Origin of the sequence: Actinomadura sp. WMMB 499 (genome assembly GCF_008824145.1) — a bacterium.
GTDB lineage: Bacteria > Actinomycetota > Actinomycetes > Streptosporangiales > Streptosporangiaceae > Spirillospora.
Window position 1 is genome coordinate 9,063,009 of the sequence record NZ_CP044407.1, and the last position, 19,594, is coordinate 9,082,602.

Genomic DNA, 19,594 nt, shown 5'->3' on the forward strand with positions numbered 1-19,594 from the left:
GCCCGTTCGCGTGCTGTCGCGCGGTCAGGACCGGGCGCCGGGGGCGACTCCCCCGGTCCAGCCCTCCGCCTCCAGGACGGCGAGCAGCTCAGGGTAGGAGATGAAGCCGTCGAAGTTCGTGTCGGCCTGCTCGAACCGGTGCTGTGTCTCGGCCCGCGACCAGGCGAGCCCGAGGTGCTCCAGGACGAGCGTGAACTCCATCAGATCGAGCTTGTCGTCGCCGCCGAGGTCCGCCCGCGTGAACACGGCGTGAAGATCGTCCTCGGTCGGCCTGGTCGTCATCTCGCTCCTCGTCTGGTCCGATGTGCCCGCATCATGCCATAGGCGCGAGCCGGTCCACATGAGAAACGCCGTCGGGTGCGGACGCGTTCCCGGGAGCCCGCGGGGGGACGACCGTCCCGGCCGTTCCGGACCGCCGCAATCCCCGGCCCGCGGGCTCAGTCCCCGCCCGTGAGCTCCGGGACACGGTGCCGGTACCGGGCCAGCAGCGCGGCGTTGACCTCGTCGCCGCCCGGCACGTTCGCGCTCGTCCAGCGCGGCAGGTCCACGCCCCGCTCCGCCGCGAGATCGTCCAGGTCGGCCAGGACGCGCGCCCACGCGTACGCCGCCAGCACCGTCGACACCGCGGCCGTCCGCGGCCGCTCCGCCGGGTGCAGGACGTCGCCGGGCGGCACGCGCGTGTCCAGGACGAGCGTCGCGTGGTCGGCGAGGGTCGTGTCCGTCCGCGCCGCCGCGCCGCGCGACGCCCGCGCCGAGGTGACCGCGATCACCGGGACGTCCCGCGCCGCGCACTCCCGCGCGACCTCGACCGGGTACGGGTTGCGGCCGCTGGTGGAGAACACCACCGCGATGTCCGGCGGCGCGGGCGCGGCCTCCTTCACCACGGCCCGCCCCACCCCGTGCTCCCGCTCGACGCGGGTGCTGCGGACCGCGTCGTCGAGCGGGAACACGGCCGGGTCGAAGACCGGGCGGACGGCGGCGAGGCCGCCCGCCCGGTAGAACGTCTCGCACACCATCGCCAGGGAGTGCCCCGCCCCGGCGACGTGGACGATCCCGTCGGCCTCGATCGCCGCCAGCAGCAGCCGGGCGGCCTCCCCGATCGCGGTGCCCCCGGCGCCGTCCAGATCGTCGAGCAGCGTCCGCACCCGGCCGGGGAGCCCTCCGCCGGGGAGGTGCGCGGGTGCGGACGTCCGCGCCGACGGGTCAGGCATCGGGAACGGCCTCCTCGAGGGTGCGCGCCAGCTCGTCCGGGCCGGACGCCGCGCGGAGCCGGTCGGCCAGGCCGCCCGACAGCGCGCGCGCCAGCCCCGACAGCGTGCCGACGTGCACGTCCGGGTCGGGTGTGCAGAACGCGAGCAGCAGGTCCACGGGATCGTTGTCGGGATGGCCGAACTCCACGGGCGCGGCGAGGCGGGTCACCCCGACGCCGACGGCCAGCCCGCCCTCCTCGGGGCGGGCGTGCACCAGCGCGAGGCCCTTCGTCAGCACGATGTACGGGCCGTTCTGCTCGACCACCCGCACGCACGCGTCCGGGTACCCCGTGCCCGCGGCGCCCGCCTCGACCAGCGCGGACGCCGCCGTGCGGACGGCGTCCCGCCAGCCGGCGGCGGCGGCCCCGTCGGTCGCGACGACGACGGGCGCGGGGACGGGCGCGGGCGCGGGGCCCGTCACGCCAGCCACCCCTGCTCGCCGAGCCGGTCCCGGAGCTGCGCCTCGAGGCCGTCCTTGTCCAGGAAGTCGCTGATCGTGATCACGACCGGGGCGAGGTCGGCGATCTCCTCGGTGTGCATGCCCTGCCCGATGACCACGTCGGGGGTCATGCCGCGTGCGGTGGACACGTCGGTGTTCTCCACCCGTGCCTCCACGCCGAGCGAGCGCAGCGCGTCCTCGGCCGTCATCTTCAGCATCAGGCTGGACCCCATCCCGACCCCGCACACCGCGAGGATCTCCAGTTGCCGGTCCAGTGCCATATCGCTCACTCCTTCTCGTGTCGGTCCGGTCCCGTCACGCCTTCTCCGGCGCCACGGTGCCGTCCTTCTCCTCCGCCGGGCCGTCCTCCCCGCGGCGCTTCTCGCCGCGGTGGACGAGCAGCAGCGTCACGGCGGTCGCGGCGAGCGCCACGACCGGCACCAGCCACACGCTGCCGGTGCCGAGGACCGGGTCGGCGGCCTTCAGCAGCCACGCGATCGCGTACCAGTCCGGGTCGGCCAGGGTGGCGAGCTCGGGCGCCGTCCGCTCGTACAGTCCCCAGGTGACGGCCTGCCCGATCGCCAGGATCAGGCCGCTGATCACGCCGCCGAGGACGGCGCCGCGCCAGCCGGCCACCACGTTGCCGAACAGCGCGGCCGCGCCGCCGACGAAGAACAGCATGATCATGGGCGGGACCAGCGTGAACCAGCCTGCCGCGGCGAAGATCCCGAGGCAGGCCAGGAATACCACGGTGGACGACACGAAGCCGAGCATGACCGCGGTCGGCGCGACGGGGAAGACCGTCGGCGCGTCGAGCGCGGGCCGGGTGCCCGGGATGACCCGGTCGCTGAACCCCTTGAACGCCGGGACGATCTCGCCGAGGAACATGCGGACGCCGAACAGCAGGATCGCGATGCCGCCCGCGAACCGCAGGCCGACCAGCAGCGCCCACACCCAGGGCGACACCTCGGCGTCCGTCGTGGTGGCGGCCACCGCGCCCATCGCCTCGTCCAGCGCCGCGTCGTCGGCGAGCGCCACGCCGATCAGCATGAGGGCGCAGATGATCAGGGCGGTGCTGACGTTGACGTCCTTGAAGAACGACAGCTGCCGCGGCAGCTTCAGCTTCTCGGTGTCGTGCTTCTCGCGGGTGCCGAGGGGGCGCGCGGCGTAGCCGGTGATCAGGGCGGACAGCGAGCTGGTGTGCGCGAACCCGAACCGGTCGTCGGGCATGACGCGGCGCATGAGGGGACGCATCCACAGCGGCTGGAGCGTCCAGTACGCCGCGACGAACCCCGCGCCGCAGAGCACGAGGGTGAGCTGGTTCGAGCCGGGCGCGACCGTGACCAGCGACGCCACGGTGACCGTGCTGATCCAGAACATGAGGTGGCCGGTGAGGTAGAGGTACCGGGCCGCCGGGAAGATCCGCACGATCAGCACGTGCAGCAGGAACGCCACCGTGATCACCAGGGCGATCGTGCCGCCCTGCCGCCCCAGGAAGTCGTCCAGTGTGTTCTGCGACGACGGGGGGTCGGTGTTCATCGCGCTCGCCAGCACCGTCTGGAAGCCGGTGAGCCCGCCGCTGAAGATCTCGATGCCGATGAAGAGGATCACCACGCCGATGGCCGCGCGCAGCGCGCCGGCGAACACGTCCTCGAAGCGTTTGCGCTGCAGGATCAGCCCGGCGAGCGTGATGAGCCCGATGAGGATGGGCACCTGGCCGAACACGTTGTCGGCCAGGAACGTGAGGATGTCCTTGATGACGTCCATGGTGAGATCGCCTCACTTCTCGGGGGTGTGTAGTGCGCTGTCGCCCCCGTCAGCGCGGGTTGCCGGTCCCGGGCGGACCCGGGGGACGCCGGTCGGTCGTGGCGGGTGGATGGGCCGGTGGGTGGCCTGGTGGGTGGCCTGGTGTGTCGATCGCATCGTGGGCGGTGGACGGGTGGTGGCCGGTCAGTGGGCCGGGGGCCGCAGGTCGAGCTCCAGCCGGTAGCGGTCGCCGCGGTAGACCGACCGGACGTACTCCAGCGGCCTCCCGCCGGCGTCGCGGGTGATCCGCTCGAACAGGAACGCCGGCATGTGCACCGGCACCCCCAGCTCGGCGGACTCCTCCTCGGTGGTGACCGTCGGCTCGATCGTCTCGGTGCCCGAGGCGATCTCGACGCCGTCGGCGCGGAGCAGCTCGTAGAACGACCCGCCCTCGAGGTCCTGGCGGCGCAGGCCGGGCATCAGCCCCCGCGGCATGTACAGGGTCTCGATGGCCATGGTGGCGCCGTCCGCGAGCCGTAACCGTCGAATGGTAAATACCTCTTCGGCGGGTGACAGGGCCAGCCTGCGGCCGATCCGCGCCCCCGCGGCTTCCGTGCGGAACGACAGCACCCGGCCTCCCGGACGCATCCCGCGCCGGATCATGTCCTCGGTGAACGAGCTCATGGTCAGCGGCACGGCGATCCGCGGCTCGGCCACGTACGTGCCGCTGCCGTGCCGGCGGTCCAGCCGCCCCTCGGCGACCAGCCCGTCGATGGCCTGCCGCAACGTCGGGCGGGACACGCCCAGCTCGGTGGCCAGCCGGCGCTCGGACGGCAGCGCCTCGCCGACGTCGAGCCCGTCCAGCATCTCCAGCAGCCGCCGCTGCGCGGCCTGCCGCTTCGTGTGCCCGCTCCGGGCCTCACCGGCGGAACCCAACGCCGCGACCTCCCGTCCCGTCCCTGTCGTGTCGCCTCACGTTATGTCCCTTCGCCCGAACTGGTCAATACCACTTTGTCGATGTTTGCCGTGGCGGACGGTCCCGGCCCCGGCTTACGGTCGCCCCGATCACCGGAACACCGCGGAGGGCCGCGCGCCCGGCGCGCGGCGAGGAAGGCGACGAAATGAGAAGAGTTCTGCGGGGAGCGCTCGCGCTGGCGTCCCCCCTGGTCCTGGCGGCGACGCTGAGCGCCGCCCCGGCCCAGGCGGGCGGCCCGCCCTGGGGCCGGGACGGCTGGCGGCTGGTCGCGAACGAGTCGTTCGACCGGCACATCGACAGCAGGCGGCATCCCTGGGTGCGGGACGGCGACGGACCGTCGAGTCCCTACAACGTCGACATGTACGACAACGACGGCGCCTACTTCGACACCGTCGGCGGCCCCGCGTTCCGCGAGCAGCTCGCGAAGATGGAGACCTACCGGCAGTCGTTCACCTTCGGGAAGCGCGGCTGGCTCACCGCCGAACTCGCCGCCCGCGACGCCGACGGCGACGGCCGTCCGGACGCCCCGCCGACCCTGACCTCCAGGGAAGGCGTCGCCCGGATGGAGGAGCCGAGCCACCAGGCCGGCGTCGTGATCCGGTCGACCCGCGACCTGCCCGCCGAGTACCGCGTCGAGATGACGCTGCGCGGCCTCGACTTCGGCGGGGAGCGGAACGGGGTATGGGACTACCCGGACGGCCGGATCAACGGCTACTCGCCCGAGGGCTGCAAGACGAACTTCCCCTGGGCGTCCGGCGGGGACTTCTCCCGGCCCGAATGCGAGTGGGCGGACGTCCGCACCGACTCCAACGGCTTCTACTACATGTCGATCATGGACTACGAGCGGGTCGCGCCGCACAACAACGTGTTCATCCACGCGCACCGCAAGGTCGCCATGGACGGCTACAACCGGTACCAGTACGAGGGGTCGGGCCTGCGGTACTGCAACCCCGCGACCGGCGAGTACGAGCCCTACCCGGCGGGGACGGGCAACGGCGTCAACGCGCTGTTCATGACCGACGACCGCAGGTACGCCACGATGCCCGGCACCGAGTACCTGATGGAGAGCGAGTGCGGGTACGCCAAGGGCGGCGCGATCGTCTCGGCCGTCGACATGCGGCCCGAGCTGCTGCCCGAGGAGCCCTACACGTTCGCGGTCGAGCGGCGCGACGGCGCGTACACGATGGAGATGTCGGGGGTCTTCGCCCACGTCGGCCGGGCCACCTTCCGCTACACGCGCGCGTTCGTCGAGGACGGGGAGCCGATCTGGCACTACAACCAGAAGCCCGGCGAGTACGACGGGCGGTTCGACGCCGACTGGACCTGGGAGGGTCCGGGCGGCACGCTCACCGACCGCGGCACCTGGCCCGCCGGGTCCGCCTACCCCGACCGGTTCATGATCGGCGATCCGCACATGAACTTCTACGAGGGACGCGCGAAGGTGGACGACGTCCGCCTCTTCGTTCCGCGCTGACTCGTCCCCCGCTGATCGGGCGTCGGCCGCCGGGCGCCGCCTATATCGTGGGCTCATGACGGGGGGACCATGCATCGCGGGGGGCGTGCGGGCCGGCGACCGCGCCGCCGCCCCGCCCCGGAGGGCCTCGTGACCCGCCCGGTAGCCGAGCCGGACGCGCCGGGCCGGCCGCCGCAGCCGTCCCTCGCCGACCCGTGCGACGCGCGGGAACCGGCGGGGGAGCGGCTGCACGGCGGCGGGCCCGGCGTCGGCCTGGACGTGTTCCTGTCCGGCCGCGTCTTCATGGACATGATCTTCACCGGGCTGCCCGGCCTGCCGCCGCCCGGCACCGAGATCGTCACCGACGGTCTCGGCTCGGCGCCCGGCGGCGTCGCCAACATCGCGGTCGCGATGAGCCGGCTCGGCCTGCGGGTCGGTCTCGCCGCGCCGTTCGGCGACGACATGTTCGGCGCCTACCTGTGGCGGACGCTCGCCGAGCAGGAGGGCGTCGACCTGCGCGCCTCCCGCCGCGTCCCCGGCTGGTCGACGCCGGTCACGGTGTCGATGGCCTACGACTCCGACCGCAGCATGGTGACGTTCGCGCGGCCGGTCCCGCCGCAGGCCGAGGAGCCGCCGGACGGCGTCCCCCCGGAGGCGCGCGCCTGCTTCGTCGACGTCGACCGGCCCGTCCCGGCGTGGGCGGCGGGGATGCGCGAGCGCGGCGCGCTGATCTTCGCCGACCTCGGCTGGGACCCCACCGGCGCCTGGTCGGCCGAGGTGCTCGACCGGCTCGCGCACGTCGACGTGTTCATGCCGAACGCCGCCGAGGCCATGGCCTACACCCGCACCGGCGACCCGCCCGCCGCCGCCGAGGCCCTGGCCGAGCGGGCGCCGGTGGTGGTCGTCAAGTGCGGCGCGGACGGCGCCATCGCGCTGGACCGCACGACGGGGGAGCGGGCGGAGGCCCCGGCCCTGCCCGTCCGGGCGCTGGACGCCACCGGCGCCGGGGACGTGTTCGCGGCCGGGTTCGTCTTCGGCACCCTCGCCGGGCTGCCGCTCGTCGAGCGGCTGCGGTTCGCGAACCTGTGCGCGGGGCTGTCGGTCCGGCACCGCAGCGGATCGCTCGGCTCGCCGTGCTGGGGCGAGATCGCCGCGTTCGGGGAGTCCGGCGAAGTGCCCGAGTCGGTCCTGGCCGACTACGCGTTCGTGGTCCCGTTCGTCCCCGAGATGGCGGAGAGCGCGGTCGTCCGGGCGGAGCCGACCCTGCGCACGGACCGGTAGCCGCCCGCCCCGGCCCGCGCCCGGGCCCGCGTCACGGGGCGCCCGCGCGGTAGTCCTGCGGGCTGACGCCGTGCTCCCGCTTGAACGCGGTGCTGAGCGCGAAGGCGGTGCCGTAGCCGACGCGCCGCGCCACCGCGTCGAGCGTGGCGTCGCTCTCCCGCAGCAGGTCGGCGGCCTGCGCGAGGCGCAGCCCCGTCAGGTACGACATCGGCGGCTCGCCGAGCAGCCGGCCGAACCGCTGCGCGAGCGCCGCGCGGGACACCCCGACGCGCGCCGCGAGGGCGGCGACCGTCCAGGGGTGGGCGGGCTCGTCGTGCAGCAGCCGCAGGGCCGGGCCGACCACCGGGTCGCCGTGCGCGCGGTACCAGCCCGGCCGCTCCGCCCCGGCCCGCGCGAACCAGGCGCGCAGCGCCGCGATGAGCAGCAGGTCCAGCAGCCGGTCGAGCACGACGTCCTGCCCCGGCTCGTCCCGGCCGATCTCCTCCCCGAGCAGGCCGACCAGCGGCGACCGCCAGGTGTCGCCGCGGACGATCGCCAGCCGCGGCAGCGCGGCCAGGAGGCGGCGGGTGACGGCGCCGCGCATCTGGTAGGTGCCGACCAGCATGACGGTCGATCCGTCCGGATCGTCGCCCCAGGCCCGCACCCCGAGGTCCATCGCCTCCGACATGCTCGTGCCGTCCGGCGTGGTGCACCGCTGGCCCGGATGGACGACGATCTGCGGCGCGGTCGCCGGATCGTCCGCCACCGTGTACGGCTCCGGTCCCTTGAACAGCGCCACGTCGCCGGCCCGGACGGGCCGCGGGTCGCCGTCGCCGGTCAGTACCCACGCGTCGTCCCGGATCATCGCGACCACCGTGAGCGGCGCCTCGTCCTGGATGCGCATCGACCACGGCGGGTTCAGGGTGGCGCGCAGCAGGAACGCGCCGCGGGCCCGGGGGCCGTCGAGGAGGTCGGTGAGCGCGTCCACCCGGCCAGCGTAGACGCTCGCGAATGCGGGCGAGCTTCTCGACGATGGTGGCCGGGGACGTGCGCCGGTTGACTCGAGGACATGACGAACACGGAACAGAACCCCGCCCCGGACGCCACCCGGACGATCGAGAACGGACTCACGCTCGTCCTGGGCGGCACCGGCAAGACCGGCCGGCGCGTCGTGGAGCGGCTGGAGGCGCTGGACGTGCCCGTCCGGATGGGCTCCCGCTCCGCGGACCCGGCCTTCGACTGGACGGACGAGGCGGGCTGGCCGCGGGTGCTCCGCGGCGTCGAGGCCGTCTACCTCGCGTTCGCCCCGGACCTGGCCGTCCCGGGCGCGCCGGACGCCGTCCGCGCGTTCACCGCCGCGGCCCGGGACGCGGGCGTGCGGCGCGTGGTGCTGCTGTCGGGCCGCGGCGAGGAGGAAGCCGTCGCCTGCGAGGACGTCGTCCGCGAGTCGGGGCTGGAGTGGACGGTCGTCCGGGCGAGCTGGTTCGCGCAGAACTTCAGCGAGGACTACCTCCTCGACCCGGTCCGCGCCGGCGAGGTCGCCCTCCCGGCGGGCGACGTGCCCGAGCCGTTCGCCGACGCCGGCGACATCGCCGACGTCGCGGTCGCGGCGCTCACCGCGGACGGGCACGCGGGCGAGGTGTACGAGGTGACCGGAGCGCGCGCGCTGACCTTCCCCGAGGCGGTCGCCGAGATCGGCCGCGCCGCCGGACGCGAGATCGCCTACGTGCGGGTGGGCCTGGAGGACTACGCCGCGGCGGCCATGGCGCAGGGGGTGCCCGGCGACGTCGCCGACCTGCTGATGTACCTGTTCGGCACCGTCCTGGACGGCCGCAACGCCGAGCCGGCCGACGGCGTGCGGCGCGCCCTCGGCCGCGAGCCCCGCGACTTCGCCGACTACGCCCGCGAGACCGCCGCCAGCGGCATCTGGAACGCCTGACCCCTCCCGCCGGCCGGGCCCCGGCGCCCGGCCGGCGGGCGCGAACTGCAATGATCACGCGCTGCCCGACAGATCGGAGTCCGACCATGAAGAACCTGCTCACCCTCATCTGCGCCGCCGTGTCCATCGTGGGGGCCGCGGGAATGGCCGGAACCTTCTTCGGCTTCTCCACCGGCGTCATGCCGGGGCTGAACGCCGCGCGGCCGTCCTCGGCGATCGACGCGATGCAGGGGATGAACCAGAAGATCCAGAACCCGCTGTTCATCGTCATGTTCGTGCTCACGCCGGTCATCGCCGTCCTGGCCGCGATCCTGCTGCTGACGCTCGACCAGAAGGCCGCGGCGATCCTCTTCTTCGCCGCCGCCGCGGTGTACGTCCTCGGCGCGCTGTTCCCGAGCTTCGCCGTGAACATCCCGATGAACGAGGCGCTGGACAAGGTCGAGATCCCCGCCGACCCCGCCGAGGCCGCACGCGTCTGGTCGGACCACTCCGGCCGCTGGACGGCCTGGAACACCGTGCGCGCGGTCGCCGGGTGGGCGAGCGTGCTGGCGATGGCCGCCGGGGCGTACTTCTGGGGCCGTGACGCCTGATGCAGGGGAGCGCCGCCCGCGCGGCGCCGCCTACGATCACGGGCATGAGCGGTCTCTACGCCATCAGCGATCTGCACGTGGGTTTCCCCGACAACCGCGCGTTCGTGGACGGGCTGCGGCCCGTGTCCGGCGGCGACTGGCTGATCGTCGCCGGTGACGTCGCCGAACGCTTCGACGACGTCGAATGGACGCTGCGGACCCTGGCCGGGCGGTTCGAGAAGGTGATCTGGACGCCCGGCAACCACGAACTCTGGACGATCAAGGACGACCCGGTGCCGCTGCGCGGCGAGGCCCGCTACCGGCGCCTGGTGGACATGTGCCGGGAACACGGCGTCGCGACGCCCGAGGACCCCTACCCGGTGTGGACGGGCGACGGCGGGCCGGTGACCATCGCGCCGCTGTTCGTCCTGTACGACTACACGTTCCGGCCGGAGGGGGCCTCCACCAAGGAGAAGGCGCTGGAGATCGCGCACGAGGCGGGCGTGGTGTGCACCGACGAGATCTACCTTCACCCCGACCCCCACCCGACCCGGGACGCCTGGTGCGACGCCCGCATCGCCTACTCCGAGCGCCGGATGGCGGAGCTCGAGCCCGGTGCCCGCACCGTCCTCGTCAACCACTGGCCGCTGATCCGCGAGCCCACCCGCGTCCTCTGGTACCCCGAGTTCGCCCAGTGGTGCGGCAGCGAGCGGACCGCCGACTGGCACGTCCGGTTCGGGGCGGTGTCGGTGGTGTACGGGCACCTGCACATCCCCCGGACGATCTGGGCGGACGGCGTCCCGCACGTCGAGGTCTCGGTCGGGTACCCGCGCGAGTGGCGGCGGCACCGGGGCGCGCCGCAGGGACCGCGCCGCGTCCTCCCGCCGCCGCGGGAGGACGGCACGGTCTAGGGGCGGTCTAGGCCCGGTCCGCGCCGGGCGCGCCGGGGGCTACGCCGCCGGCGGCGAGCGCCAGCAGCCGGTCGGCCGCCGCGGGCTCCTGCTCGGTGACCGTCGCGATGGCGCCCGCGAGCCGCAGCACGTCGGCGAAGTCGGCGCCCGGCGCGACGCCGCCCGCCTCCTGCGCGCGGGCGAACAGCCGCTGCCCCGCCGCGCGCATCGCCCGGGAGGACTCCTGCAGCGCCGTCCGCTCGTCCCGCAGCGACACCACCGCCGACGCGGCCAGCCCGCGGAACACCGTGACCTGCGCGATGAACGCGCGCAGCCAGGTGAGCAGCGCGTCCCCGGGGGCGGGCGAGTCCGCGAGCTCGCGGGCGCGCGCGGCCAGCTCGGCGTAGGCGCTCGCGAGGAGCGCCTCGAGCAGGTCCTGCCGGGTGGGGAAGTGCCGGTAGAGGGTTCCGATGCCGACCTCGGCGCGCCGGGCGACGGCCTCCAGCGAGGCGCCCGCGCCCTCCCGCTGGAACACCTCGCGGGCCGCGGCGAGCAGCCGCGCGCGGTTGCGGCGCACGTCGGAGCGCTCCGCGCGGGGGCGGGGCCGGGACGTGCCGTCGCTGGTCACCTGGGCCGGTTCTCCCTTCGGCGTGGCTGCGGTGTGCGGCCGTTCCCGTGAATTGGAACGGTCCTTCGATACTATCCGCGCCTCACCGGGACCATGCGTCCGCCCAGCTCAGAAGGTCGGCAGGTCAGCAGTCCGGCGGGCCGGCCCGCCGGGGAACGGCCCTCGCGGGTCGGCCGGGGAGCGGTCGCCGCGTCCCCGGCCGGCCCGCGGACCGGGTCAGGAGCCGTTCGGTGTCACCGGCAGGTAGACGCGGCCCCCGGCGGCCTTGAACTCGCCCGCCTTCTCCCGCATCCCGGCGGCGATCGCGTCCGTGCCGTCCAGCCCGTGCTCGTCGGCGTACCGGCGGACGTCCCGGGTGATCTTCATCGAGCAGAAGTGCGGGCCGCACATCGAGCAGAAGTGCGCGGTCTTCGCCGGGGCCGCCGGCAGCGTCGCGTCATGGAAGGCCCGCGCGGTGTCCGGGTCCAGCGACAGGTTGAACTGGTCCTCCCAGCGGAAGTCGAACCGGGCGTCCGACAGCGCGTCGTCCCACGCCTGCGCGCCCGGGTGGCCCTTGGCGACGTCCGCCGCGTGCGCGGCGATCTTGTAGGCGATGACGCCCGCCTTGACGTCGTCGCGGTCGGGCAATCCGAGATGCTCCTTCGGGGTGACGTAGCAGAGCATCGCGGTGCCGTGCCAGCCGATCATCGCGGCGCCGATCGCCGAGGTGATGTGGTCGTAGCCGGGCGCGATGTCGGTGGTCAGCGGCCCGAGCGTGTAGAACGGGGCGCCGTCGCACCACTCCTGCTGCAGATCGACGTTCTCCTTGATCTTGTGCATCGGGACGTGCCCGGGACCCTCGTTCATCACCTGGTTGTCGTACTCGGCGGCGATCTTGGTCAGCTCGCCCTGGGTGCGCAGCTCGGCGAACTGCGCCTCGTCGTTGGCGTCGGCGATCGACCCGGGACGCAGCCCGTCGCCCAGCGACCACGTGACGTCGTAGGCGGCGAAGATCTCGCACAGCTCCCGGAAGTGCGTGTAGAGGAAGTTCTCCTCGTGGTGCGCCAGGCACCAGGCCGCCATGATCGACCCGCCGCGGGACACGATGCCGGTCTTGCGGCGCGCCGTCATGGGGACGTACCGCAGCAGCACCCCCGCGTGGATCGTCATGTAGTCGACGCCCTGCTCGGCCTGCTCGATCACCGTGTCGCGGAAGACCTCCCAGGTCAGCGCCGCCGGGTCGCCGCCGACCTTCTCCACGGCCTGGTACAGCGGGACGGTCCCCACCGGGACGGGCGAGTTCCGCAGGATCCACTCGCGCGTGGTGTGGATGTCGCGGCCCGTCGACAGGTCCATGATCGTGTCGGCGCCCCAGCGGGTCGCCCACGTCATCTTCTCCACCTCGTCCTCGATCGAGGACGCCACCGCCGAGTTGCCGATGTTCGCGTTCACCTTGACGAGGAAGTTCCGGCCGATGATCATCGGCTCGATCTCCGGGTGGTTGACGTTGGCGGGCAGCACGGCGCGTCCCGCCGCCAGCTCGTCCCGGACGAACTCCGGCGCCACCCCCTCGCGCAGGGCGACGAACTCCATCTCGGGGGTGATCTCCCCGCGCCGCGCGTAGGCGCGCTGGGTGACGGCCCCGCCGGACGCCCGGCGCGGCCGCCGCGCGGGGAACACGGCCACCTCCCGTGGCGCTTCCGTTCGCGCGGGGCCGCCGGATCGGCGCCCGTCGTCCTCGGGACGCGCCGCGCGCCCGTCGTAGGCTCCGGTGTCGCCGCGCTCGGCGATCCACGCGTCGCGCAGCGGCGGCAGCCCCCGGCGGACGTCGGTCTCGAGGGCGGGGTCGGTGTACGGTCCGGACGTGTCGTACAGGACGACGGCGTCGCCGCTGGTGAGCGGCACCTCCCGCATCGGCACGCGCAGGTCGGGCCGCGACCCCTGCAGGTACGTCTTGCGGGCGGCTGGAACCAGGGAATCGTTCACGACTCGATCTCTCCCTACGCCGGCATTACCCGGTCAGGTTCATGCGGTCAGCGGCCGTTCCAGCCGCTATCTCAGCCCGGTTCGCCGGGCCCCCGCGTCGGTCGTGATCGACGGTAACCCGCACCGCCCCCGTTGCCGCAACCGGGGACGGTGAGGTAGACGCGCGCGCCGGTTCAGACGCGCGGACCCGCCGGATCGGCCGCGGGACCGGCCGTCAGATCAGCCCCTGGACGAGCATCGCGTCGGCGACCCGCTCGAAGCCGGCGATGTTGGCGCCGACGACGTAGTCGCCGGGGGCGCCGTAGCGGTCGGCGGTCTCGAAGCAGGTGTCGTGGATGTCGCGCATGATCCGCGCCAGCTCGTTCTCGACCTGCGCGAACGTCCACGACTCGCGGCCCGCGTTCTGCCGCATCTCCAGCGCGCTGACCGCGACGCCCCCCGCGTTGGCGGCCTTCCCGGGGCCGAACGCCACCCCGGCGTCCTGGAGGATGTGGACGGCATCGGGCGTCGTCGGCATGTTCGCGCCCTCCGAGACCGCCTTGACCCCGTTGCGGACGAGGATCCGCGCGGACTCGGCGTCCAGCTCGTTCTGGGTCGCCGACGGCAGCGCGATGTCGGCCGGCACGTCCCAGACGCGCCCGGCAGGGACGAACCGGGCGGAGGCACCGCGCAGCTCGGCGTAGTCGGAGACGCGGCCCCGGTCGACCTCCTTCACGTGCTTGAGCAGGTCGAGGTCGATGCCCTTCTCGTCCACCACGTAGCCGCCCGAGTCGGAGACCGTGATCACGTTCGCGCCGAGCGACTGCGCCTTCTCGATCGAGTAGATCGCGACGTTCCCGGAGCCGGACACGACGACCTGCTGCCCGTCGAGGTCCTCGCCGCGCCGCTTCAGCATCTCGGCGGTGAACAGCACGCTGCCGTAGCCGGTGGCCTCGGTGCGCCCCGCCGAGCCGCCCCAGCCCTGGCCCTTGCCGGTGAGGACGCCGGCCTCCCAGCGGTTGGTGACCCGCCGGTACTGCCCGAACAGGTACCCGATCTCGCGGCCGCCGACGCCGATGTCGCCCGCCGGGACGTCGGTGTGCTCGCCCACGTGCCGGTACAGCTCGGTCATGAACGACTGGCAGAACCGCATGACCTCGTCGTCGGACCGGCCGTGCGGGTCGAAGTCGCTGCCGCCCTTGCCGCCGCCGATCCCGAGGCCGGTGAGCGCGTTCTTGAAGATCTGCTCGAAGCCGAGGAACTTGACGATCCCGAGGTTCACGGTGGGGTGGAAGCGCAGGCCGCCCTTGTACGGTCCGAGCGCGCCGTTGAACTCCACGCGGAACCCGCGGTTCACGTGCACCCGGCCGGAGTCGTCCTGCCACGGCACCCGGAACATGATCTGCCGCTCGGGCTCGATCAGGCGCTCGACGAGCCGGGCCGCCGCCAGCCGGGGCCGCGCGGACAGCACGGCGGGCAGCGACTCCAGCACCTCGTGGACGGCCTGGTGGAACTCGGCCTCGCCGGGGTCGCGCCGCAGGACCCCGTCGTAGGTCTCCTCGAGCGCGGTCAGGACGTCCGGCGAGCCCGGCAGGCGGGGGGACAGCGGCATGTGTTGGATCCTTTCGGCGACCGATTGATCGTGTGCGCGGGCGGGCGACCGGGATGCTTCCGGCGATCCCCATTGCCGGGACGCCGCGGCCTGAAACGGCCTTCTCACTCTAAAAGTCGATCGCCGTGCACAGGACGTGACTACAACTCTCTCAGCTTGCCCAACGCCCGCGGCGGCGGCGAACTTCCATGCGGCGCGCCGCGCGACTTCCGCCGCCGCGCGCCTTCCCTGCCGTGCGCCTTCAGTGCCGTGCGCCGCGTCCGGAACGGGCCGGATGCGCGTTCCGCGGGCCGTCGGGGAAGATGGTCCCGTGGTGACGCACTCCCGGTTCGGCGACTTCCCGAGGCGCCTCGCGGGCGACGGGGCCCCCGCGGGCGGCCGGGCCGTCGTGCGCGACGCGGTCCTCACCCTGCCGCTGGCGGTGGCCGCGGTCGCCGCCGCCCTGCTCTGGCCCGGCGTGCGGTCCCTCGACGTCCCGGGGGCCGTGCTGCTCGCGGCCGCGCACGTCCCGCTGGTGCTGATCCGGCTCCGCCCGGGGATCGGGCTCGCGGCCCTGGTCGTCCTGGTCCTCCCGTACCACCTGCTGCAGTACCAGCACCACGCGCTCGTCCCCGCCGAAGTGGTCGCGCTGTTCGCCTACGCCGTGCTCGGCCGCCGCGTCCGGATCGTGCTCGGCGTGGTCGCGGGCCTGCTGCTGGTCTGCGTGGTCGGGATGGCGATGCGGGCCGGCGGCAGCGGCGTGCGGGAGCAGATCGCGGTGATCGAGGCCGTGGTCGCCGTGGTGATCGCGGTGCAGGTGTGGCGCTCGCACCGGGTCCGGCTCGCCGCGATCACCGAGCGCGCCGAGCGGGCCGAGCGGACCCGCGAGGAGGAGGCGCGGCGGCGCGTCGCCGAGGAGCGGCTGCGCATCGCCCGCGACCTGCACGACCTGCTCGCGCACAGCATCACGGTGATCGGCGTCCAGGCGGGCGCCGCCGCCCACCTCGTCCGCGGCGACCGGCCGCTGGACCGCGCCGAGCTGGCCGACGCGCTCGCCTCGATCGCCGCCACGTGCCGGGACGCCCGCACCGAGCTGCGCGGCACCCTGCAGGTGCTCCGGGGGACGGACGTGTCCGAGCAGGGGACGCTGCCGGGCCTGGACGGGATCGCGGAGCTGGTGGCGGCCGCCCGCGGCAGCGGGATCCGGATCGCGTTCCTGGACGAGGCGGCGGGCCCGGACGGGGACCGGCCGCCGCCCGAGGTGGGCGTCGCCGCCTACCGGATCGTCCAGGAGGCGCTCACCAACGTCGTGAAACACGCGGGCGCGGCGACCGCGGACGTGAGCCTGACCCGCGCGGACGGTGCCCTGGTCGTGCGGGTGGCCGACGACGGCCGGGGCGCGCCCGCGGGCCCGGCGCACCGGCAGCCGGGGGCCGCCGCGCGCCCGGAGGGAGGCTCCGCCGGGTTCGGCGTGCTCGGCATGATCGAGCGGGCGCGCAGCATCGGCGGCACGCTGGACGCCGGCCCCGCCGCGGGCGGCGGGTTCACCGTCACCGCGACCCTCCCCGTCGGGCGCGCGGTCACCCCGCGCTGACCTCGACGGACGCTCCGCGGAGCGTAACCGCGCTCACATGATCCGTGCCGGGGTCTTTCCAAGGTTGACCTGTAAGGTCAACATCAAGGGCATGGGGGAGGCGAGCGGGTCGGTGAGCACGGAGACGGAGACGACGTCCGGGGCGGCCGAACGGGTCTTCACGGTGCCCAATCTGCTCAGCATGGCGCGGCTCGTCGGCGTCCCGCTGTTCCTGTGGCTCGTCCTGGTCGAGGCCGACTGGTGGGCGCTCGGCCTGCTGGTCGCGGCCGGGCTGTCGGACTGGCTGGACGGCAAGCTCGCGCGGGCGCTCGACCAGACGAGCAAGCTCGGCATGGTCCTGGACCCCGCCGCCGACCGGCTCTACATCCTCGCCACCCTCGTCGGGCTCACCATCCGCGAGATCATCCCCCTGTGGCTGGTGGCGCTGCTGGTCGCCCGCGAGCTCGCGATCGTGCCGATCGCACCGCTCGTCCGGCGGCTCGGATACAACGGGACGCTGCCGGTCCACTTCATCGGGAAGACGGCGACGTTCTGCCTGCTGTACGCCTTCCCGCTGCTGCTGCTGGGCGACCACGACGGCGGCGCGGCGACCGCCGCGAAGATCATCGGATGGTCCTTCGCGATCTGGGGGACGGCCCTGTACTGGTGGGCGGCGGTCCTGTACTGGGTCCAGACGCGGCAACTGTCCCGGGCGAATCGCGGCGCGGGTCCCGGCCCGCCCGCCGGGGACGCCGCCCCGGCCGGTGACCAGAAGGGAGCGCAGACCCCCCGATGAAGGCCGTCGTGATGGCGGGAGGCGAGGGGACGCGACTGCGTCCGATGACCGCCAACCAGCCCAAGCCCCTGCTCCCGCTCGTCAACCGGCCCATCATGGAGCACGTGCTGCGCCTGCTGAAACGGCACGGCTTCACCGAGACCGTCGTCACCGTCCAGTTCCTCGCCGCGCTCATCCGCAACTACTTCGGCGACGGCGAGGAGCTCGGCATGTCGCTGAGCTACGCGACCGAGGAGATCCCGCTCGGCACCGCGGGCAGCGTCAAGAACGCCGAGGAGGCGCTGCGCGACGACCGGTTCCTGGTCATCTCCGGCGACGCGCTGACCGACATCGACCTCACCGACATGGTGCGCTTCCACGAGCGCAACGGGGCACTGGTCACCATCGGGCTGAAGCGGGTCCCGAACCCGCTGGAGTTCGGGATCATCATCGTGGACGACGCGGGCCGCGTGCAGCGGTTCCTGGAGAAGCCCACATGGGGGCAGGTCTTCTCCGACACCGTCAACACCGGCATCTACGTCATGGAGCCGGAGGTCCTCGATCACGTCGCACCGGGGGAGCCGGTCGACTGGTCCGGGGACGTGTTCCCCCGGCTCCTCGCCGAGGGCGCGCCGCTGTTCGGGTACGTCGCCGACTGCTACTGGGAGGACGTCGGCACCCACGAGAGCTACCTGAAGGCCCAGGCCGACATGCTGTCGGGCCAGGTCGGCATCGACCTCGGCGGGTTCGAGATGTCCCCGGGCGTGTGGGTCGCCGAGGGCGCCGAGGTCGACACCGAGGCCGTCCTCAAGGGCCCCCTCTACATCGGCGACTACGCGAAGGTCGAGGCGGGCGTCGAACTGCGCGAGTACACGGTGCTCGGCAGCAACGTGGTCGTGAAGGAGGGCGCGTTCCTGCACCGCGCCGTCGTCCACGACAACGTGTTCGTCGCGCCCTCCACCAATCTGCGCGGCTGCGTGGTCGGCAAGAACACCGACATCATGGCGGGCGCCCGCGTCGAGGAGGGCGCGGTCGTCGGGGACGAGTGCGTCATCGAGGCCGAGGCGTACGTCTCCAGCGGCGTGAAGGTGTACCCGTTCAAGACGATCGAGGCCGGGGCCGTCGTCAACACCAGCGTCATCTGGGAGTCGCGCGGCCAGCGCAACCTGTTCGGCCCGCGCGGCGTGTCCGGCCTGATCAACGTGGAGATCACCCCGGAGCTCGCGGTACGGCTCGCCAGCGCCTACGCCACCACGCTGAAGAAGGGCGCCACGGTCGTCACCGGACGCGACGTGTCCCGTGCCGCCCGCACCCTCAAACGGGCGGTGATCAGCGCGCTGACGTCGAGCGCGATCAACGTGCGGGACCTGGAGGCCGCCCCGCTGACCGTCGCCCGGTTCGAGACCGGCCGGGCCGAGTCGGCGGGCGGCATCTACATCCGCACCACCCTCGGCGACCCGCAGGGCGTCGACGTCCTCTTCCTCGACCCCGGCGGCGCCGACCTGTCCCAGGCCGCGCAGCGCAAGCTCGAGCGGGTGTTCGGACGCCAGGAGTACCGGCGCGCGTTCCCCGGTGAGATCGCCGAGCTGACCTACCCGCCCCGGGTGGTCGAGACCTACACCCGCGAGCTGCTGCGCCGCGTCGACATCAGCGGTGTCCGCGAGGCCGGGCTGAAGATCGTCCTGGACTGCGCGGGCGGCGTGTCCTCGCTCGTCCTGCCCGCCCTGCTGGGGCAGATCGGCGTGGAGGTCCTCACCCGCAACCACGGCCTGGACGAGGCCAACCCCACCGAGACCCTCGCCGAGCGGATGCGCGACCTGGAGCGGCTGGGCGAGCTGGTGTCGTCGTCGCGGGCCGCGTTCGGTGTCCGGTTCGACCCGGTGGGGGAGCGGATCTCCCTGGTCGACGAGAACGGGGAGCTGGTCGGGGACGACCGCGCGCTGCTCGTCATGCTCGACCTGGTGGCCGCCGAGCGGCGCGGCGGCCGGGTCGCGCTGCCGGTCACCACCACCCGCGTCGCCGAGCAGGTGTGCCGCTTCCACGGCGTGCAGGTCGAATGGACCTCCACGTCCCAGGACGTCCTCACCAAGACCGCCGCCCGCCCCGGCGTGATCTTCGCGGGGGACGGCCGCGGCGGGTTCCTGATGCCGGAGTTCAGCGGCACCGTGGACGGCATCGCCGCGTTCGTCCGGCTCGTCGGGCTCGTCGCCCGCACCCGGCTGACGCTCTCCCGGATCGACCGCCGCATCCCCGACGCCCACCTGCTGCGCCGGTCCGTCCCGACGCCCTGGGCGGCCAAGGGCAGCGTGATGCGGCACGTCGTGGAGGGCGCCGGGAGCCGGACGGTCGACACCACCGACGGCGTCCGGGTCGTCGAGGACGACGGCCGCTGGGCGCTCGTCCTGCCCGACCCGTCCGAACCCGTCACCCACCTGTGGGCTGAGGGGCCCGACGCCGACGCCGCCCAGGCCCTGCTGGAGGAGTGGGCCGTCGTGGTGGAACGCGCGGGTTCCTGACCGCGCGCCGCCCCCAAAGGTCGGCCCCAAAGGTCGGCTTCGTCG

At 73.7% G+C, this 19,594-nt stretch carries 18 protein-coding genes and 1 riboswitch; of the genes, 8 read left to right on the top strand and 10 right to left on the bottom strand.

Features of this window, described 5'->3' with window-relative positions:
* Window positions 1–24: 24 nt before the first annotated feature.
* From F7P10_RS41360 to F7P10_RS41385, 6 genes are all read right to left on the bottom strand, one after another.
* Window positions 25–282: an EF-hand domain-containing protein gene (locus F7P10_RS41360; RefSeq protein ID WP_151017586.1), complete on the bottom strand. Its 258-nt coding sequence runs from the start codon at window positions 280–282 to the stop codon at window positions 25–27.
* Window positions 283–437: 155 nt separating this feature from the next.
* Window positions 438–1,211, bottom strand: a complete 774-nt coding sequence (locus F7P10_RS41365) for a sugar isomerase domain-containing protein (RefSeq protein WP_151017588.1) — start codon at window positions 1,209–1,211, stop codon at window positions 438–440.
* Window positions 1,204–1,671 carry a PTS sugar transporter subunit IIA gene (locus F7P10_RS41370; RefSeq protein ID WP_176611845.1) on the bottom strand — a complete coding sequence of 156 codons (468 nt, stop codon included), beginning with the start codon at window positions 1,669–1,671 and terminating at the stop codon, window positions 1,204–1,206. The genes F7P10_RS41365 and F7P10_RS41370 overlap by 8 nt, the downstream gene beginning before the upstream one ends.
* Window positions 1,668–1,970 (bottom strand): PTS sugar transporter subunit IIB, encoded by a 303-nt coding sequence (locus F7P10_RS41375; RefSeq protein ID WP_176611846.1) that lies wholly within the window; start codon window positions 1,968–1,970, stop codon window positions 1,668–1,670. Before F7P10_RS41375 ends, F7P10_RS41370 begins: the two co-directional genes overlap by 4 nt.
* A 34-nt stretch (window positions 1,971–2,004) precedes the next feature.
* Window positions 2,005–3,456: a PTS ascorbate transporter subunit IIC gene (locus F7P10_RS41380; protein WP_151017592.1), complete on the bottom strand. Its 1,452-nt coding sequence runs from the start codon at window positions 3,454–3,456 to the stop codon at window positions 2,005–2,007.
* Between the two features lie 183 nt (window positions 3,457–3,639).
* Window positions 3,640–4,371: a GntR family transcriptional regulator gene (locus F7P10_RS41385; protein ID WP_254716289.1), complete on the bottom strand. Its 732-nt coding sequence runs from the start codon at window positions 4,369–4,371 to the stop codon at window positions 3,640–3,642.
* Between the two features lie 185 nt (window positions 4,372–4,556).
* Here F7P10_RS41385 and F7P10_RS41390 point away from each other — a divergent pair, with 185 nt between their 5' ends.
* Window positions 4,557–5,885 carry a hypothetical protein gene (locus F7P10_RS41390; protein WP_151017594.1) on the top strand — a complete coding sequence of 443 codons (1,329 nt, stop codon included), beginning with the start codon at window positions 4,557–4,559 and terminating at the stop codon, window positions 5,883–5,885.
* A 129-nt stretch (window positions 5,886–6,014) separates the two neighbouring features.
* Window positions 6,015–7,145 carry a carbohydrate kinase family protein gene (locus F7P10_RS41395; protein WP_254716290.1) on the top strand — a complete coding sequence of 377 codons (1,131 nt, stop codon included), beginning with the start codon at window positions 6,015–6,017 and terminating at the stop codon, window positions 7,143–7,145.
* Window positions 7,146–7,176: 31 nt separating this feature from the next.
* On the opposite strand, the gene F7P10_RS41400 is transcribed toward F7P10_RS41395, so the two are convergent.
* The gene (locus F7P10_RS41400) at window positions 7,177–8,112 is read right to left on the bottom strand and encodes an AraC family transcriptional regulator (protein WP_151017598.1); all 936 of its coding nucleotides are present in this window, start codon (window positions 8,110–8,112) and stop codon (window positions 7,177–7,179) included.
* An 81-nt stretch (window positions 8,113–8,193) separates the two neighbouring features.
* Here F7P10_RS41400 and F7P10_RS41405 point away from each other — a divergent pair, with 81 nt between their 5' ends.
* The 3 genes from F7P10_RS41405 to F7P10_RS41415 all read left to right on the top strand — a co-directional run bounded on the left by F7P10_RS41405 (window position 8,194) and on the right by F7P10_RS41415 (window position 10,543).
* Window positions 8,194–9,063 carry an NAD(P)H-binding protein gene (locus F7P10_RS41405; protein ID WP_151017600.1) on the top strand — a complete coding sequence of 290 codons (870 nt, stop codon included), beginning with the start codon at window positions 8,194–8,196 and terminating at the stop codon, window positions 9,061–9,063.
* 86 nt (window positions 9,064–9,149) lie between these two features.
* Window positions 9,150–9,653 (top strand): DUF1772 domain-containing protein, encoded by a 504-nt coding sequence (locus F7P10_RS41410; RefSeq protein ID WP_151017602.1) that lies wholly within the window; start codon window positions 9,150–9,152, stop codon window positions 9,651–9,653.
* 44 nt (window positions 9,654–9,697) lie between these two features.
* Complete coding sequence (locus F7P10_RS41415) at window positions 9,698–10,543, top strand: metallophosphoesterase (protein WP_151017604.1); 846 nt, start codon at window positions 9,698–9,700, stop codon at window positions 10,541–10,543.
* 7 nt (window positions 10,544–10,550) lie between these two features.
* Here the strand turns inward: F7P10_RS41415 and F7P10_RS41420 are convergent, their stop codons facing one another.
* The 3 genes from F7P10_RS41420 to gdhA form a co-directional block, all read right to left on the bottom strand.
* Window positions 10,551–11,150 carry a TetR/AcrR family transcriptional regulator gene (locus F7P10_RS41420; protein WP_151017606.1) on the bottom strand — a complete coding sequence of 200 codons (600 nt, stop codon included), beginning with the start codon at window positions 11,148–11,150 and terminating at the stop codon, window positions 10,551–10,553.
* A 216-nt stretch (window positions 11,151–11,366) separates the two neighbouring features.
* Window positions 11,367–13,115 (bottom strand): phosphomethylpyrimidine synthase ThiC, encoded by a 1,749-nt coding sequence (thiC, locus tag F7P10_RS41425; protein WP_151017607.1) that lies wholly within the window; start codon window positions 13,113–13,115, stop codon window positions 11,367–11,369.
* A riboswitch (TPP riboswitch) is annotated at window positions 13,108–13,220 on the bottom strand. (Overlaps the previous gene by 8 nt.)
* 109 nt (window positions 13,221–13,329) lie before the next feature.
* Window positions 13,330–14,706 carry an NADP-specific glutamate dehydrogenase gene (gdhA, locus tag F7P10_RS41430; RefSeq protein ID WP_151017610.1) on the bottom strand — a complete coding sequence of 459 codons (1,377 nt, stop codon included), beginning with the start codon at window positions 14,704–14,706 and terminating at the stop codon, window positions 13,330–13,332.
* 310 nt (window positions 14,707–15,016) lie between these two features.
* Here gdhA and F7P10_RS41435 point away from each other — a divergent pair, with 310 nt between their 5' ends.
* From F7P10_RS41435 to F7P10_RS41445, 3 genes are all read left to right on the top strand, one after another.
* The gene (locus tag F7P10_RS41435; RefSeq protein ID WP_218040303.1) at window positions 15,017–16,279 is read left to right on the top strand and encodes a sensor histidine kinase; all 1,263 of its coding nucleotides are present in this window, start codon (window positions 15,017–15,019) and stop codon (window positions 16,277–16,279) included.
* A gap of 91 nt (window positions 16,280–16,370) precedes the next feature.
* Window positions 16,371–17,054: a CDP-alcohol phosphatidyltransferase family protein gene (locus F7P10_RS41440; protein WP_151017614.1), complete on the top strand. Its 684-nt coding sequence runs from the start codon at window positions 16,371–16,373 to the stop codon at window positions 17,052–17,054.
* Window positions 17,051–19,549 carry a mannose-1-phosphate guanyltransferase gene (locus tag F7P10_RS41445; RefSeq protein WP_151017616.1) on the top strand — a complete coding sequence of 833 codons (2,499 nt, stop codon included), beginning with the start codon at window positions 17,051–17,053 and terminating at the stop codon, window positions 19,547–19,549. Before F7P10_RS41440 ends, F7P10_RS41445 begins: the two co-directional genes overlap by 4 nt.
* The last annotated feature ends 45 nt before the right edge of the window (window positions 19,550–19,594 follow it).